This is a genomic window from Bradyrhizobium sp. CSA207, from assembly GCF_029051685.1.
In the GTDB taxonomy this organism is placed as follows: Bacteria; Pseudomonadota; Alphaproteobacteria; order Rhizobiales; family Xanthobacteraceae; genus Bradyrhizobium.
In genome coordinates, this window is record NZ_JAACFT010000025.1 from 15,312 (window position 1) to 28,733 (window position 13,422).

At 64.4% G+C, this 13,422-nt stretch carries 14 protein-coding genes; 10 read left to right on the forward strand and 4 right to left on the reverse strand.

Annotated elements, in window-relative coordinates; translation table 11 throughout:
- Window positions 1-216: 216 nt before the first annotated feature.
- Entirely contained in the window at window positions 217-1,197 is a 981-nt protein-coding gene (locus GWG65_RS26405; RefSeq protein ID WP_275198490.1) for a helix-turn-helix domain-containing protein, read from the reverse strand.
- A gap of 490 nt (window positions 1,198-1,687) precedes the next feature.
- Here GWG65_RS26405 and GWG65_RS26410 point away from each other — a divergent pair, with 490 nt between their 5' ends.
- Window positions 1,688-2,707: a formylglycine-generating enzyme family protein gene (locus GWG65_RS26410; RefSeq protein ID WP_275198492.1), complete on the forward strand. Its 1,020-nt coding sequence runs from the start codon at window positions 1,688-1,690 to the stop codon at window positions 2,705-2,707.
- Between the two features lie 394 nt (window positions 2,708-3,101).
- Window positions 3,102-3,290 (forward strand): hypothetical protein, encoded by a 189-nt coding sequence (locus tag GWG65_RS26415; protein ID WP_275198577.1) that lies wholly within the window; start codon window positions 3,102-3,104, stop codon window positions 3,288-3,290.
- A gap of 9 nt (window positions 3,291-3,299) precedes the next feature.
- Here the strand turns inward: GWG65_RS26415 and GWG65_RS40485 are convergent, their stop codons facing one another.
- The gene (locus GWG65_RS40485; RefSeq protein WP_342760668.1) at window positions 3,300-3,527 is read right to left on the reverse strand and encodes a hypothetical protein; all 228 of its coding nucleotides are present in this window, start codon (window positions 3,525-3,527) and stop codon (window positions 3,300-3,302) included.
- Window positions 3,528-3,800: 273 nt separating this feature from the next.
- Here GWG65_RS40485 and GWG65_RS26420 point away from each other — a divergent pair, with 273 nt between their 5' ends.
- Window positions 3,801-4,118 carry a DUF1476 domain-containing protein gene (locus GWG65_RS26420; RefSeq protein WP_275198493.1) on the forward strand — a complete coding sequence of 106 codons (318 nt, stop codon included), beginning with the start codon at window positions 3,801-3,803 and terminating at the stop codon, window positions 4,116-4,118.
- 253 nt (window positions 4,119-4,371) lie between these two features.
- Window positions 4,372-4,608: a hypothetical protein gene (locus GWG65_RS26425; RefSeq protein WP_275198578.1), complete on the forward strand. Its 237-nt coding sequence runs from the start codon at window positions 4,372-4,374 to the stop codon at window positions 4,606-4,608.
- Between the two features lie 40 nt (window positions 4,609-4,648).
- Here the strand turns inward: GWG65_RS26425 and GWG65_RS26430 are convergent, their stop codons facing one another.
- Window positions 4,649-4,777 (reverse strand): hypothetical protein, encoded by a 129-nt coding sequence (locus GWG65_RS26430; RefSeq protein WP_275198494.1) that lies wholly within the window; start codon window positions 4,775-4,777, stop codon window positions 4,649-4,651.
- Window positions 4,778-5,591: 814 nt separating this feature from the next.
- On the opposite strand from GWG65_RS26430, the gene GWG65_RS26435 reads away from it, so the two are divergent.
- On the forward strand, window positions 5,592-6,530 hold the full coding sequence (locus GWG65_RS26435; RefSeq protein ID WP_275198496.1) for a septal ring lytic transglycosylase RlpA family protein: 939 nt from the start codon (window positions 5,592-5,594) through the stop codon (window positions 6,528-6,530).
- On the opposite strand, the gene GWG65_RS26440 is transcribed toward GWG65_RS26435, so the two are convergent.
- On the reverse strand, window positions 6,527-7,483 hold the full coding sequence (locus tag GWG65_RS26440; protein WP_275198497.1) for an alpha/beta hydrolase: 957 nt from the start codon (window positions 7,481-7,483) through the stop codon (window positions 6,527-6,529). The two genes, GWG65_RS26435 and GWG65_RS26440, sit on opposite strands and share 4 nt — an antisense overlap.
- Before the next feature lie 153 nt (window positions 7,484-7,636).
- Here GWG65_RS26440 and GWG65_RS26445 point away from each other — a divergent pair, with 153 nt between their 5' ends.
- The 5 genes from GWG65_RS26445 to GWG65_RS26465 are packed head-to-tail and all read left to right on the forward strand — an operon-like array spanning window position 7,637 to window position 13,409.
- Window positions 7,637-8,899, forward strand: coding sequence for a D-alanyl-D-alanine carboxypeptidase family protein (locus tag GWG65_RS26445; RefSeq protein WP_275198499.1), 1,263 nt, complete (start codon window positions 7,637-7,639; stop codon window positions 8,897-8,899).
- A gap of 2 nt (window positions 8,900-8,901) precedes the next feature.
- Entirely contained in the window at window positions 8,902-9,588 is a 687-nt protein-coding gene (gene tmk, locus GWG65_RS26450) for a dTMP kinase (protein WP_275198500.1), read from the forward strand.
- Window positions 9,585-10,631, forward strand: a complete 1,047-nt coding sequence (locus GWG65_RS26455) for a DNA polymerase III subunit delta' (RefSeq protein ID WP_275198501.1) — start codon at window positions 9,585-9,587, stop codon at window positions 10,629-10,631. Before tmk ends, GWG65_RS26455 begins: the two co-directional genes overlap by 4 nt.
- Window positions 10,632-10,678: 47 nt before the next feature.
- Window positions 10,679-12,625, forward strand: a complete 1,947-nt coding sequence (gene metG / locus GWG65_RS26460; RefSeq protein ID WP_275198502.1) for a methionine--tRNA ligase — start codon at window positions 10,679-10,681, stop codon at window positions 12,623-12,625.
- Between the two features lie 10 nt (window positions 12,626-12,635).
- The gene (locus GWG65_RS26465; protein ID WP_275198503.1) at window positions 12,636-13,409 is read left to right on the forward strand and encodes a TatD family hydrolase; all 774 of its coding nucleotides are present in this window, start codon (window positions 12,636-12,638) and stop codon (window positions 13,407-13,409) included.
- Window positions 13,410-13,422 lie beyond the last annotated feature (13 nt).

The window sequence follows — 13,422 nt, forward strand, 5'->3', positions numbered from 1 at the left end:
CGCCCCCAATGCGGCTCTTTTCCCTTGGGGTTAAACTCCGGGACGTAGTGTCGGTTCACCGCCCGCATGACGCCGATCCGGGCGAACATCGTCGGGCCGCCACCTTCGGCCACTAGATTCGCAGGCTCCGGACTTGCGATGTGCGGGCAAAGTGAAGGCGAAGCAAACTTGCTGGAAGAGCCGGCCTACGCTTGGCCAAGTGCGCCCGGATAGACGCTACGCCGTTGCCACTCCGCCTCCGGGATCCCGCAGCGGGGCTCCCAATGTTCGCGACGGGTGCTCTCCGAACATCGCGAAATAGTACTGTGAGAAGCGGCCGAGTTCGTAGAAGCCTTGCTGCATGGCCACTGATGCCACCGTGATCGTGCCTGGCGCGCTGTCGTGCAGAATGGAATGGGTGGTGCACAGGCGCTTGTGCCGCAGGAAGGAAACCGGGCCAAGACCGAACACTTCATGAAAGGCGCGATGCAAGGTGCGACGCGATACTCCGAGCGCGGCACAGATCTCGGAAATGTGCACCGGGCGCGTACCGGCCTCGTCGAGATAATCCTCGACCCTGCGGATCAGCCGCCTTGCCGAGGGAAGCCAGCCGGTGTCGTCGGGCGGCAGGGACGACATCACATTGGCGGCCATGCATTCGACGATCGAGCGTTTCCAGAAATCGGCAGTCGACGGTGTCAGGCCGTCTTTGTGCATGCTCAGATGAGACGTGATTTGCATTAGGCGGCGCGAAGCAACCCCGCCAGTTGCGATATCAGCTCTGAAACGGCTGCGGCTGCGCCAGGTGTCGGGATCGCTCAGCCTTGCTTCCCCACCGAACAGCGACGCCACTTCATCGAGATCGAAGCGCATGGCCGCGTAAGCGGATGCGCCGTGAAAGACTCCGTCGTGCTCGAGCAGCGGCGGAATCACCAGCACGTCGTTGAGCTGCATGTCGAACGACCAATGGGCGACACGCTGCTCGGCCGCCAGCAGCATCCCAACGATCAGCTTGTCATCGCTGGATATTCGCTGCGTTCGCATGCCGACATTGAAGGTGCCGATGCTGAGCGAAAAATCGCCGATGCCGATATGGGATAAGGTGCCGCGCAGCCGCCCGCGGCCGAGTTGCATGACATCGACGTGAGAGCCATGAACCGCTTGGTGAAGGCCCTCGAAACCGTCAAGCTTCTGCGAATCAACAAGAAGCTGCCCCATAATCGTACTCTGTTACTGAAGCGCGACAATTCTGCGGCAGGCAGCACGAATGCCACGACAACGCGAAATAGGGAGCGAGCCGCTTTCGCGTTCTGAGGCAAACCATCATCGATTTTGGCGCGAACTATCGGCTGCATGCAGTGCGAATTTGCAACGTGCGTCATCAGGTCACCGCGCGTTGCATCGTGCTGGCACAAACTGCACATCACAGCCATCCAAACTTCGGATACGATTTTGCAATACAAGCGATATTTGGCAATGCGCTCCGCGGATCGCGGAGCGCGCGCAACAGAGTCCTGTTGCGTGCTCGAAGGCGTGCGCGCGAAGAGGAAGCGATGTTGACGCATGACATCGTCTACGTCTCTCCTATTCAGCGCCAAAAAAAGGGGGACCGGGCGATGTGTCCAGCACATGAGGCGAGCTACCGTCATCGACATTTGAAGACCCCCGCGTCCTAGCACCGGGTGGAATGCGTATCGGAGTTTCCACCATGCTGCGGGCCGATGTGGATCACTGCGAGTGGTTGCCGGACGATGCGAAGTCCGGCGAGATGATGTTCGTTCCCGGCGGCATCTTCCGGATGGGGTCCGACCATCACTATCCGGAAGAAGCCCCGAGCCATCGTGTGTCCGTCGACGGCTTCTGGATCGATCGGACGCCGGTGACCAATCGGCAGTTCAAGGAATTCGCCGACGCGACCGGTCACGTCACTGAGGCGCAGATCGTTCCGGACCCCAGGGATTATCCCGGCGCGTTCAGGGAAATGCTCTACGCCGCCTCGTTGGTGTTCTCGCCGCTGCCGCGCATCACCGATCTGTCCGACGGGAGCCAGTGGTGGACCTTCATGCGCGGCGCCGACTGGCGCCATCCCGATGGTCCCGGCAGCAATATCAAAGGCCTCGACGATCACCCCGTAGTCCACGTCTCCAATAGCGACGCGAAGGCCTATGCGCGCTGGGCCGGCAAGGACCTGCCGACCGAAGCAGAGTGGGAATTTGCCGCGCGCGGCGGCCTCGACGGCGAGGAGTTCGCGTGGGGCGATGCGCTGATGCCGAGCGGCAGGCACATGGCCAACCTCTGGCAGGGCAATTTCCCTGTCCAGAACCTCGGCGAGGATGGGTTCGAGCGTACCTCGCCGGTCATGGCTTTCCCGCCGAACGGCTACGGCCTGTACGACATGATCGGCAATGTCTGGGAGTGGACCTCGGACTGGTGGTCAGCCAAGCATGCTGCCGAGGCCGCAAAGCCCTGCTGCATCCCGAAAAATCCGCGCGGTGGCCGCGAGGAGGCGAGCTACGACCCCTGCCAGCCCGACATCAGGATCCCGCGCAAGGTCCTGAAGGGCGGCTCGCATCTCTGCGCCCCGAACTATTGCCGCCGCTACCGTCCCGCCGCGCGCCACGCCGAACCGGTCGATACGTCGACGAGCCATGTCGGATTCCGCTGCGTCATGCGCGAACCGTTGCCACTCGTGGCGAACGGGAAGGACGCGCCAACGTCGGAGTATTAGTTGAGGAGCGAGTGGAGATGACAACAACCCGTCGCGGTCACGCGCAGCGAATCCCTTGTCGATGACGTCCGCCTGATGTCGATCTCAGGATCGTCCGTCCCGCAAGCGGCGCGCAGGTGACATTTTGCCGGATTTTCCGAAGTTGCCAAACTACCCCTGTTTTGCCCGACGAGTCAAAGACGGCATCGTCACACGACATAAGTCGTTGATTCCGCTGGTGTCGGCTACTGTGCATGGGGTTGTTTTCGACTTTTGGGTTTGGCGCTCATGGGAAGACCTTAGGTCCGAATTCGCGCCCAATAAGATGCTGATCGCTCAGCTCTTTCTGCGGGACCCAAATGCACCTTTGGGTGCATGGCGCGGAACTTATCCGGTGCGCCCGCGTTGGCTCTGCATGACTGAGGACCTCTCCTTCCGACGCAAACCCCTGACCCCCGAGCAGCGCCAGGCGCGTGATGCGACACGCCGGATCGAGGCGGAAAAGGCCATGCGCGATCATGAGGAGGCGCAGAAGGCGTTTTACGCCAATCGCGAGCGTTTGAGAGCCGAGCGGCTGGCGCGCGAAGCGCGCGGCAAGGGCTGATCGGCGCTCCTACGACCGGGCGCCAACCCGCCATGCGAGTGGCGCTCGCTTGAGCGCCTGAACGGCGCTCGCGAATGCGCCGCGCGGCGGCGATCGCGCTTCGATCGCTTCAGCCGCGGCGCGGCAATCGTCGGCCACCTTCAAGAGGCCGGTCCGCGCAAGGTCCATGGTTGAGAGCGCCGCCTGCTCCAGGCAGAGCCGCTCAAGCCGTCGAAATTCCCGCAAGTCTCTGTTCATGCGTCGGCCTCGATATCCCCAAGCGCCATGCGGCCGTGAGTCTCGTTAACAAACGGTAAACAAGCCAGCATAGCCGATCAGGCTGGTCCGGACCTGACGCCTGCGATCGGCGCCGCCACCGCGCCAGCTCTAAGCGGGCGGCATCGGCGCGAAGGCTTGACGGCGTTTGCCTTCCGCCGGAAGCTTCGAATGATCTTCAATTGACGAGAACCCCGGAGACGTTCGCTTCCAGCAAGTCCGATCCCCATCAGCGCAAACGCATTGGAGCTGACCATGACCACGTTCGACAAGCGCGAGCAGGGCTTTGAGGCCAAATTCGCCCACGACGAGGAGCTCCTGTTCAAGGCCACGGCGCGGTCCAACAAGCTGCTCGGGCTCTGGGCCGCGGCGCAGCTCGGGCTCAACGGCGATGCCGCGGCAGGCTATGCCACGGCGCTGGTGACGGACAATCTGGAGGGGCAGACGGTCAACGATATCCTGGGCAGGGTGGCACGCGATCTTGCCGGCAAGGGCGTATCGCGCGAGCAGGTCGCCCACAAGCTCCAGGAGTGCCTGCACCAGGCTGAGCAGCAGCTCGAGGCAAACAGGTAAGGGGCGGTCCGACTTATTCAGCCTGCTTGCGCATGCATCCTCGCATCGAGATGGTCTCGCACTCATGTAACTCGACAAGATGGCTGGCGGAAGCCGCGACGATGCCTGTCGTCACATGTGGATTCTCGAGCCCCGTGCTATCGTGGCCAACCAGCGCCGCGCAACGGTGCGGATCGGAGGGTAGGCAGTGTCCTGCGGCAGCTTTGGCAGAGGTCTTGACAGAGGACTTGGCAAGGTCGCGCTCGGCGCCGTGATGGTCTTTGGCGCAGGCCTCGCGGAGGTGTCGGCGCTGCCTCTGACGCCGTTTCGCGACGAGGCGCAGGCGCAGCGCTATTGCGCGGGCGACAAGGTGGTGTGGCTGGATTTCAGGAAGGGCCTCTACTACGCCAAGGGGCAGAAGCGCTACGGCCAGGGTTTTGATGGCAGCTTCGTCTGCCTGAACGAAGCCCGCGACAGCCTCTATCGCCGCTCGCTGCTGGGCTTGCGCTGAACGACGCGACGCGTGGCCTGAGCCCCGAGGAAAGTCCCGGCTATTTCTGGCCCGGCAACTTCACCGGTATGTGCGCGGCGGTGCTGATGACCCGGGGACTTCCGTCCGGATAGGTGCGGTCGCTGCGGATCAGCGATTCCAGGACCAGGAAAAATTTCTCGGCAAGCATTTGCGTCACCCTCGTTGGTGATGGCCTCTTGAAATGAGTCGAGGCGACGGGGGCGGAAATTCAATCAACTAAACGGGAACAGGGTCGTCTGGGGCAAACGCGCCGGTTGCGTTGCGGTGTGGCTGTCGTCTGAAAGCAGGGGAGTGTCGTTGGTGCTCAGCCGAAGGCGAGTGCCACGAGGCTCGAGCAGAGCAGGACCAAGCCGCCGGCGGTCAATGCCAGAAAGCCATCGGATACGAAATCATGGTTGCGCATGGAACACCTGCCGCTCTCGTTTTCGATGCTCGATCGGATCGAATAAAAAATGTCCGAACGCGCCGCCTTGAAAGAGGTGATGCAATGTCTCCCGCGCGAGCGCCTCAGGCCCTCGTGCGGTAACCTTCAAACGCATGGGCCAGGAAGATCCCCGCGCTTACCAGACCCATCAGTGCCGAAACCGTCTCGATCATCGTGAAATTCCATTCCGCCCCTGCACGCGAGAGAACGCGTGCGGCCTTGCACAGTCAAAAGAATTCCAGTGAAGGCCGCGACAATGGGGCTGGAGTGAGGATTCGGTGCAACAGCCGGTTCAGGAGTGGCACGGAGAATGCCGCCGCGAAGGCGCCCGCGATCCGTAGATAAACGGGGAAGGGCCAACGTCCCGTTTACCATCCCGGCGCGAACCTCGCGCGCTCCCCATTTCCGCCGTGTTCGGGTTGCGATATCGTGGCGACTTCCGGCGCGGTGGTGGGCCGCCTCGGAAACGGGACCGGAAGGCGCTTCCCGCAGCCAACGCGGGTTGGGTAAGTCTCCGGCGAGATGGTATTTGGGGCGAATGGGGATCCGACGGTCAGATTCGGTTTTGCGGGCCGCGCGCGGCGTTGCGGCGGCCGCGACCTGCCTCGCGCTCGCCAATTGCGCCTCGTCGGGCAAGTTCGCCAGCCGCGTCGATCCGAAATACGGCGTCTCCTCGAGCCCGCGGGTCGTGGCCCTGGGTGATCCCGTCCCGAAAGGCGGCGGCACCTATCGCATCGGCAGACCCTATGTGGTGGCGGGCCGGACCTACGTGCCCGAGGAGGACGCCAACTACCGTGCCGAGGGCATGGCGTCCTGGTACGGCGATGATTTCCACGGCCGCCTGACCGCCAATGGCGAAGTGTTCGACATGACCTCGCTGACGGCGGCGCATCCGACCCTGCCGATGCCATGCTACGCGCGGGTGACCAATGTTTCGAACGGCAAGTCGCTGATCGTCCGCGTCAATGACCGTGGCCCCTATCACGGCAACCGGCTCATCGACGTTTCGAACAAGGCCGCTGAACTGCTTGAATTCAAAGGCAATGGCGTCGCCAGGGTCCGTGTCGAATATGTCGGCCGGGCGCCCCTGGAAGGCTCCGACGACCGCCAGCTCATGGCGACCTTGCGCACCGGCGTTCCGGCGCCGAGCCCCTCCATGGTTCGCGTCGCCGCGGCAAGACCGTTCGTGCCGGAGCTTGCGTCCCCGGGACGGGGAGCAATCCGCGGCGAAGTTCCGATGCCGGAGGGGCGGCCCTACAACCTCGGCAACAGTTCTGCCGATGTCGCCTCGATCGGTGCAACCTCGGAGATGTCGGCCTCGAGCCGCGGCCGGGGCCGGGCGCTCCAGAACGCCCGCGCGGTGTCCTATTACGAGGATGGCCGCTACGCGACCGAGGGCGCTCCGTCCTCCGCCTATGTCTCCGACGGAGGCGCCGCCGAGGCTCGCGGCATCCTGAGCGGCCGCGGCCTGTACTAGCGCGACGATGCCTCGCGCAGGAACGTGAGCAGCGCGTCGTTCACCTCGTCGGGCCGCTCCTGCTGCACCCAATGGCCGGCGCCCTCGATGATCAGCTTCCGTGTGAGGTTGGGTAGCACGCGCTCCAGCTCGTTGAGGCGCTTGGCGCCGATCAGGCCGGTGATGACGGCGTCCTTGGAGCCGGCGATGAAGAGGGAGGGCTGGTGGAGCTGCGCATCCTGCCAGGGCGCCGTCAGCTCCCAGTTGCGGTCGATGTTGCGATACCAGTTCAGCCCGCCGCGAAAGCCCGATTTGCGGAAGCTCTCGGTGAAATAGGCCAGATCGGTCTCGCTCAGCCAGCCCGGCAGCGGCTCCTCGGAGGTCCCATGGCTGAGGAAGCCTTTGCCTTCCTGCACGAACATCGCGGCGCTGGGATCGGCAAGTCCGCGTCCGCCGAGCACGATGCGCATGGTGCGGGCGACGTCACGCTCGAGCTCGGCTTCGGCGACCCCGGGTGTCTGGAAATACTGCCAGTAGAAGTTGGTGACACCACCCTGGCGCAGCAGGTCGAGCGGCTTGCCGCGGCCGCGGAACGGCGGCGGCACGCTCAGGCCCGCGACCGCCGTGAAGATGTCGGGCCGGAACAGTGCCGCATGCCACGCGACCGGCGCACCCCAGTCGTGGCCGACCACCATGGCCTTGCTCTCGCCGAGCGCCTGCACCAAGCCGACCACGTCCCCGACGGTGTCGAAGATCGAGTAGGCGGCGACATCAGGCGGCGCCGCGCTCTGGCCATAGCCGCGCATGTCGGGAGCGACGACGTGAAAGCCGGCAGCTGCGAGCGCCGGGATCTGATGCCGCCAGGAATAGGAGAGTTCCGGCCAGCCATGGCAGAGCACCACCAGCGGTCCCTGTCCGGCTTCGCGGATGAACAGGTCGATCCCGTTGGCCTTGATCACGCGGGTGGAGGACATCGCTTTTCCGCCTTGTTTCAGGGGTTTGGTCGCGAAACATGAGGTGGCACGATAGGGGCGCGACGAGAATCGTGCAATCTCACGGACAAGCGGCCAACCTCGTGTTGTTCGCACGGGTTCCAACTGTTAGAACGCCGCTCTCAGGGCTTGGCCATGGCATGTCGTGTTTCTTCGCTTCGTCGCCCCCGGCTCACGGCTGGAGCGCTGGCGCGCGGGCTGCTCGCGGCGGTTCTGATGGCGAGCATCGGCTGGGGCGGGGTGCTCCAGGCCGCCAACCAGAGCGTCCAGGGCGCCAAGAAAGCGGACGAGTCCGGCTTTGACGGAGATGCCCCCACCGCGATCCTGATCGAGGCTTCCAGCGGCAGCGTGCTGTTCGAGAAGAACGCCGACGAGCTGCGCGCGCCATCCAGCATGATGAAGCTGATGACGGCGGAGGTCGTCTTCAACGCCATCAAGAAAGGCGACATCAAGCCCACCGACGAGTACCGGATCAGCGAGAACGCCTGGCGCAAGGGCGGGGCGCCCTCGGGCGGCTCGACCATGTTTGCCGCCATCAACAGCAAGGTCTCCGTCGACGATCTCCTGCATGGCGCGATCATCCAGAGCGGCAACGACGCCTGCATTGCGCTCGCCGAAGGCATCGCCGGCAACGAGCGGATCTTTGCCGCCGACTTCATGACCAAGCGCGCCCGCGAGCTCGGCATGACCAAGTCGACCTTCGGCAACTCCAACGGTTTGCCCGATCCCGGCAACAAGATGACGGTGCGCGAGCTCGCCATCCTCGCCCGCCACATCATCCTGGACTTTCCGGAGTTCTACAAACTGTTCGGCGAGAAGGAGTACACGTGGAACAAGATCCGCCAGCCCAACCGCAATCCGCTGCTCAATTCGATGGAAGGCGCCGACGGCCTCAAGACCGGCTACACCAAGGAGGGCGGCTACGGCATGGTCGGCTCGGCCGTGCAGAACGGCACGCGGCTGATCGTCGTCGTCAACGGGCTGGAAGACCCGGAGGATCGCGCCACCGAAGCCAAGAAGATGCTGGAATGGGGCTTTCGCAATTTCGAGACCCGCACGCTGATCGCGGCCGACCAGCCCGTCGGCTACGCAAAGGTCTTTGGCGGGGAGAGCCGTTCGGTGAAACTCGTCGCCAAGACGCCCGTGAAGGTGATGGTGCACAAGAACGGCAGCGACAAGCTGATCGCGCGCGTCGTCTATAGCGGCCCGGTGCGCGCGCCGGTCGAGGCCGGTCAGAAGGTCGGCGTGGTGCGGGTCTGGCGCAGCGGCAACATCGCGGTGGAGACGCCGGTCTATGCGGCCGAGGCGATCGGCACCGGTTCGACCATGCGCCGTGCGATCGACGGCGCCAGCGAGCTCGTGATCGGCATGTTCCGCGCGGGCGCCGAGAAGCTCTGATCATGAGTGAAATCGCTCTACAGCGGCCGTCCGGACGCGGACGCTTCATCACCTTTGAAGGCGGCGAGGGGACGGGCAAGTCGACCCAGATCAAGAAGCTCGCCGGCCGGCTCAGTGCGGCGAAGCTGCGCATCTTGGTCACGCGCGAGCCAGGCGGCTCGCCCGGCGCCGAGATCATGCGCTATCTGGTTTTGTCGGGTATGGGCAAGCTGCTCGGGCCCGAGGCCGAGACGCTGCTGTTTGCTGCCGCGCGCGATGACCATGTCCGCACAGTGATCGAACCCGCGCTCAAACAGGGCACTTGGGTCCTGTGCGATCGTTTCGCCGACTCGACACGCGCCTATCAAGGTAGCCTCGGCAGCGTGCCGGCCGGGCTGATCAACGCGATGCAGCGGGTCACGATCGGCGATCTCAAGCCGGATCTCACCATCATCCTCGACCTACCGGTCGAGATCGGCTTGCAGCGCGCCGCTGCACGGCGCGGCAGCGGCACGCCTGATAGGTTCGAGGGTGAGAACCTCAAGTTCCACGAGGGACTGCGCGATGCCTATCGCAAGATCGCTGCGGAGGAACCCGCACGATGCGTGCTGATTGATGCCAATTCCGACCCCGACACGGTCGCCGGGCGCGTTTGGGCGGCACTGCGCGATCGCCTCCTCCCCACGCCGGCATCGGTGGTTTCAGCATGAGCCGGCGTCAGACCGAGCGCGAGACGGTCATACCGCACCCGCGCGAGACCAGCCGGCTGTTCGGCCATCGCGAGGCGGAGACAGCGCTACTGGCCGCCTATCGCAGCGGGCGGATCCCGCATGCCTGGCTGATTGGCGGGCCGCAGGGCATCGGTAAGGCGACGCTCGCCTATCGCATGGCGCGCTTCGTGCTCGCTCACGGCCAACCGCTGGCGCCGACCGTGCAGCGCGCCGAGAACCTCGCGATCGATCCGAACGACGCCGTGGCGCGACAGGTGGCCGCCGAATCCCATGGCGGGTTGTTGACGTTGGAGCGCACCGCGAACGATCGCGGCGTGATGCGCACGGTGATCACCGTCGACGAGACGCGCGAGACCATCTCGTTCTTCGGCTCGACCGCGGCGGCCGAAGGCTGGCGCGTCTGCATCGTCGACACCGTCGACGAGCTCAATCCGAATGCGGCCAACGCGCTTCTCAAGATTTTGGAGGAGCCGCCGCAGCAATCGCTGTTCCTGCTGGTAAGTCACGCGCCTGCGCGCGTGCTCGCAACGATCCAGTCGCGCTGCCGCAAGCTGCGCCTGCGTCCGCTCGCGACCGATGAGGTGATCAGTGCAGCCGCCGCAACAGCGGATCTCGATCTGAACGACCCGGCGCTGCGTGAGGCGGCGGAGGCCTCCGAGGGCAGCGTCGCACGAGCGCTGACGCTGCTCGGCGGCGACGCCCTGAAACTTCAGCAGCGCACGGCTGCGCTGCTCGCGCGCCTGCCGCAGGTCGATCCGCGTGAATTGCACACGCTCGGCGATTCGCTCGGTACCAGCGACCGTGTCGCGCTTGCGGCCTTCATCGACGGCATCGACCGCTGGATCGCCGAGCGCCTGCATGCTGACGAGGCCAATGCAAACCAGAACCTGCCGCGCCTTGCGCGCCTTGCGGAGGTATGGGAAAAGATCGTCCGCGCCGCGCGCGACACCGAAACCTATAATCTGGAGCGCAAGCCCCTGGTTTTCTCGGTGTTCGGCTGGCTGGCGGACGCAACGCGCTAGGCGCAGGTTCGTTTCCAAATTTCGAGAAGCCGGTAAAGGAATTCGTGGTGGCCACGCGAGCTAAGAAAACCGTCAAACGCAAGAGCGGCAAGAAGGCTGTTAAGAAAGCCGCGAAGAAGCTCGCGAAGGCGCGCGCCCGCAAAGCGGTGAAGAAGACCAACAAGACCACGGCGGCCGCCAAAAAGCGCGCGAAGAAGACCGCAGCGAAACCTGCAAAGAAGGCTGCGAAGAAGCAGGTCGCCGCCAAGAAGGCCGTGACGAAGAAGGTTGCCAAAAAGGTTGCCAAGAAGCCGGCGAAGGCAACGGCAAAGACGGCGGCCAGGAAGGCGGGGGCGACCGCTGCCGCAGCGCCGGCTCTCGTCGCCGCGCCCCGGGCCGCCAAGCCGACAGCGCCGCGCGCGCCGAAGGCAGTTGTCGCGCCGAAAGCCGGGCCGCCTGTTGCGACACCTGCACGCGACAACGTCTTCTACATCACGACTGCGATCGCCTATCCCAATGGCACCCCGCACATCGGCCACGCCTATGAGGCGATCGCGACCGATGTGTTGGCGCGCTTCGCGCGGCTCGACGGCAAGGACGTGTTCTTTCTCACCGGTACCGACGAGCATGGCCTGAAGATGATCCAGACCGCGCAGAACGAGGGGCTTGCCCCGGCCGCGCTCGCCGCTCGCAACGCCGGACGTTTCAAGGCGATGGACGAGCGTCTGAACGTGTCGTTCGATCGCTTTATCCGCACCACCGAAGAGCAGCACCATCGCTCCAGCCAGGAGATCTGGCGGCGCATGGCTGCGAACGGCGATATCTATGCCGATACCTATGCCGGCTGGTACTCGGTGCGGGACGAGGCGTATTACGCCGAGGATGAGACGCGCGTAAACGACGACGGCGTGCGGCTTGGGCCGCAGGGCACGCCGGTCGAGTGGGTCGAGGAGAAGAGCTACTTCTTCCGCCTGTCGGCCTATCAGGACAAGCTCCTGAAGCACTACGAAGACCACCCCGAATTCATCGGTCCGGACTCGCGCAGGAACGAGGTGGTGAGCTTCGTACGAGGCGGCCTACGCGATCTCTCGATCTCGCGCACCACCTTCGACTGGGGCGTCAAGGTGCCTGGCGACGAAGAGCACGTGATGTATGTCTGGGTCGACGCGCTCACCAACTACATCACCGGCATCGGCTTCCCCGACGAGAGCGACAAGAACTGGCGCTATTGGCCGGCTGACGTGCATATCATCGGCAAGGACATTATCCGCTTCCATGCGGTGTACTGGCCGGCGTTCCTGATGTCGGCCGGCATTCCCGTGCCGAAGCGGGTCTATGCCCACGGTTTCCTATTCAGCAGGGGCGAGAAGATGTCGAAGTCGGTCGGCAATGTCGTCGATCCCTTCAACCTCGCCGACCAGTATGGCGTCGACCAGATGCGCTATTTCTTCCTGCGCGAGGTGCCGTTCGGCCAAGATGGCAACTACAACCACGAGGCCATCGTGGCGCGCATCAATGCCGATCTCGCCAACGATCTCGGCAATCTCGCGCAGCGTTCGCTGTCGATGATTGCCAAACAATTCGGCGGCCTGCTGCCGGAGCCGGGTGCGTTCAGCGACAATGACAAGGCGATCCTGTCACAGGCCGACGGCATGCTGGCGGTGTCCCGCGAGGCGATGGCGACGCAGCAGATCCACCACTGGCTCAGCGCCGTGTGGGCCGTAGTGGCGGAAGCCAACCGCTACTTTGCGGGCGAAGCGCCGTGGGCGCTCGCCAAGACCGATCCTGTCAGGCAGAAGACCGTGCTCTACGTCACCGCGGAAGTCGTGCGCCAGATCGCGATCCTGGCCCAGCCGGCGATGCCGACCGCTTCGGGCTTGCTGCTCGACAGCCTCGGCATCCCGGAAGGAGAGCGCAACTTTGCCGCGCTCGGCGGCACGAAGCGGATTGCGCCCGGCACGACGTTGCCGGCGCCGAGGCCGGCTTTCCCGCGCTACGTTGAGCCGGCGGCCTGAGGTTCGCGCGATGCTGGTCGACAGCCACTGCCATCTGGATTTTCCGGATTTTGCTGATGATCTCGACGGAATCGTGTCACGTGCGCGTGCAGCCGGCGTCGGCCGCATGGTCACGATCTCGACGCGGGTGCGCAGGCTGAAGGAGCTGCTTGCCGTCGCTGAGCGCTACGACGACGTTTATTGCTCGGTGGGCACTCATCCGCACAACGCGGATGAGGAGGACGGTATTTCGCCGGACGAGCTGATCGCGCTGACGCAGCATCCCAAGGTCGTCGCGCTCGGGGAAGCCGGGCTTGACTATTTCTACGACAATGGCGCGCCAGAGGCGCAGGCGAGGGGCTTTCGCAGCCACATCGCGGCCGCCCGCGCGACCGACCTGCCGCTCGTGATCCACACCCGCGAGGCAGACGAGGATTGCGCCCGCATCCTGGAAGAGGCGGCAGCAAGGGGATCGTTTCGCGCGGTGCTGCATTGTTACACGGGCGGCCGCGAACTTGCGCTGAAGGCGGTATCGCTCGGGCTGTACATCGGCTTCACGGGCATCCTGACTTTCAAGAAGTCGGAGGTCCTGCGCGCGCTCGCAGCTGAACTGCCGTCCGATCGTATTCTGGTTGAGACAGACTCTCCCTACCTTGCGCCCGGCAAGTTCCGGGGCAAACGCAACGAGCCGGCCTATGTGGTCGAGGTCGCCAAGATGCTCGCCGAAACGCGCGGCGTGTCGCTCGAGGAGATCTCGCGCCAGACCACCGAAAACTTCTTCCGCCTGTTCTCCAAGGTGAAATAGCAAGTCCAGGAGC

What these genes read in the sequence shown, in the direction of transcription:
- GWG65_RS26445 (WP_275198499.1), top strand. Translation starts at nt 7,637, where the DNA reads ATGGCATGTCGTGTTTCTTCGCTTCGTCGCCCCCGGCTCACGGCTGGA.
- GWG65_RS26455 (WP_275198501.1), top strand. Translation starts at nt 9,585, where the DNA reads ATGAGCCGGCGTCAGACCGAGCGCGAGACGGTCATACCGCACCCGCGC.
- GWG65_RS26405 (WP_275198490.1), bottom strand. Translation starts at nt 1,197, where the DNA reads ATGGGGCAGCTTCTTGTTGATTCGCAGAAGCTTGACGGTTTCGAGGGC.
- GWG65_RS26435 (WP_275198496.1), top strand. Translation starts at nt 5,592, where the DNA reads ATGGGGATCCGACGGTCAGATTCGGTTTTGCGGGCCGCGCGCGGCGTT.
- GWG65_RS26465 (WP_275198503.1), top strand. Translation starts at nt 12,636, where the DNA reads ATGCTGGTCGACAGCCACTGCCATCTGGATTTTCCGGATTTTGCTGAT.
- GWG65_RS26415 (WP_275198577.1), top strand. Translation starts at nt 3,102, where the DNA reads ATGACTGAGGACCTCTCCTTCCGACGCAAACCCCTGACCCCCGAGCAG.
- GWG65_RS26410 (WP_275198492.1), top strand. Translation starts at nt 1,688, where the DNA reads ATGCTGCGGGCCGATGTGGATCACTGCGAGTGGTTGCCGGACGATGCG.
- GWG65_RS40485 (WP_342760668.1), bottom strand. Translation starts at nt 3,527, where the DNA reads ATGAACAGAGACTTGCGGGAATTTCGACGGCTTGAGCGGCTCTGCCTG.
- GWG65_RS26420 (WP_275198493.1), top strand. Translation starts at nt 3,801, where the DNA reads ATGACCACGTTCGACAAGCGCGAGCAGGGCTTTGAGGCCAAATTCGCC.
- GWG65_RS26430 (WP_275198494.1), bottom strand. Translation starts at nt 4,777, where the DNA reads ATGCTTGCCGAGAAATTTTTCCTGGTCCTGGAATCGCTGATCCGCAGC.
- GWG65_RS26425 (WP_275198578.1), top strand. Translation starts at nt 4,372, where the DNA reads ATGGTCTTTGGCGCAGGCCTCGCGGAGGTGTCGGCGCTGCCTCTGACG.
- GWG65_RS26440 (WP_275198497.1), bottom strand. Translation starts at nt 7,483, where the DNA reads ATGTCCTCCACCCGCGTGATCAAGGCCAACGGGATCGACCTGTTCATC.
- tmk (WP_275198500.1), top strand. Translation starts at nt 8,902, where the DNA reads ATGAGTGAAATCGCTCTACAGCGGCCGTCCGGACGCGGACGCTTCATC.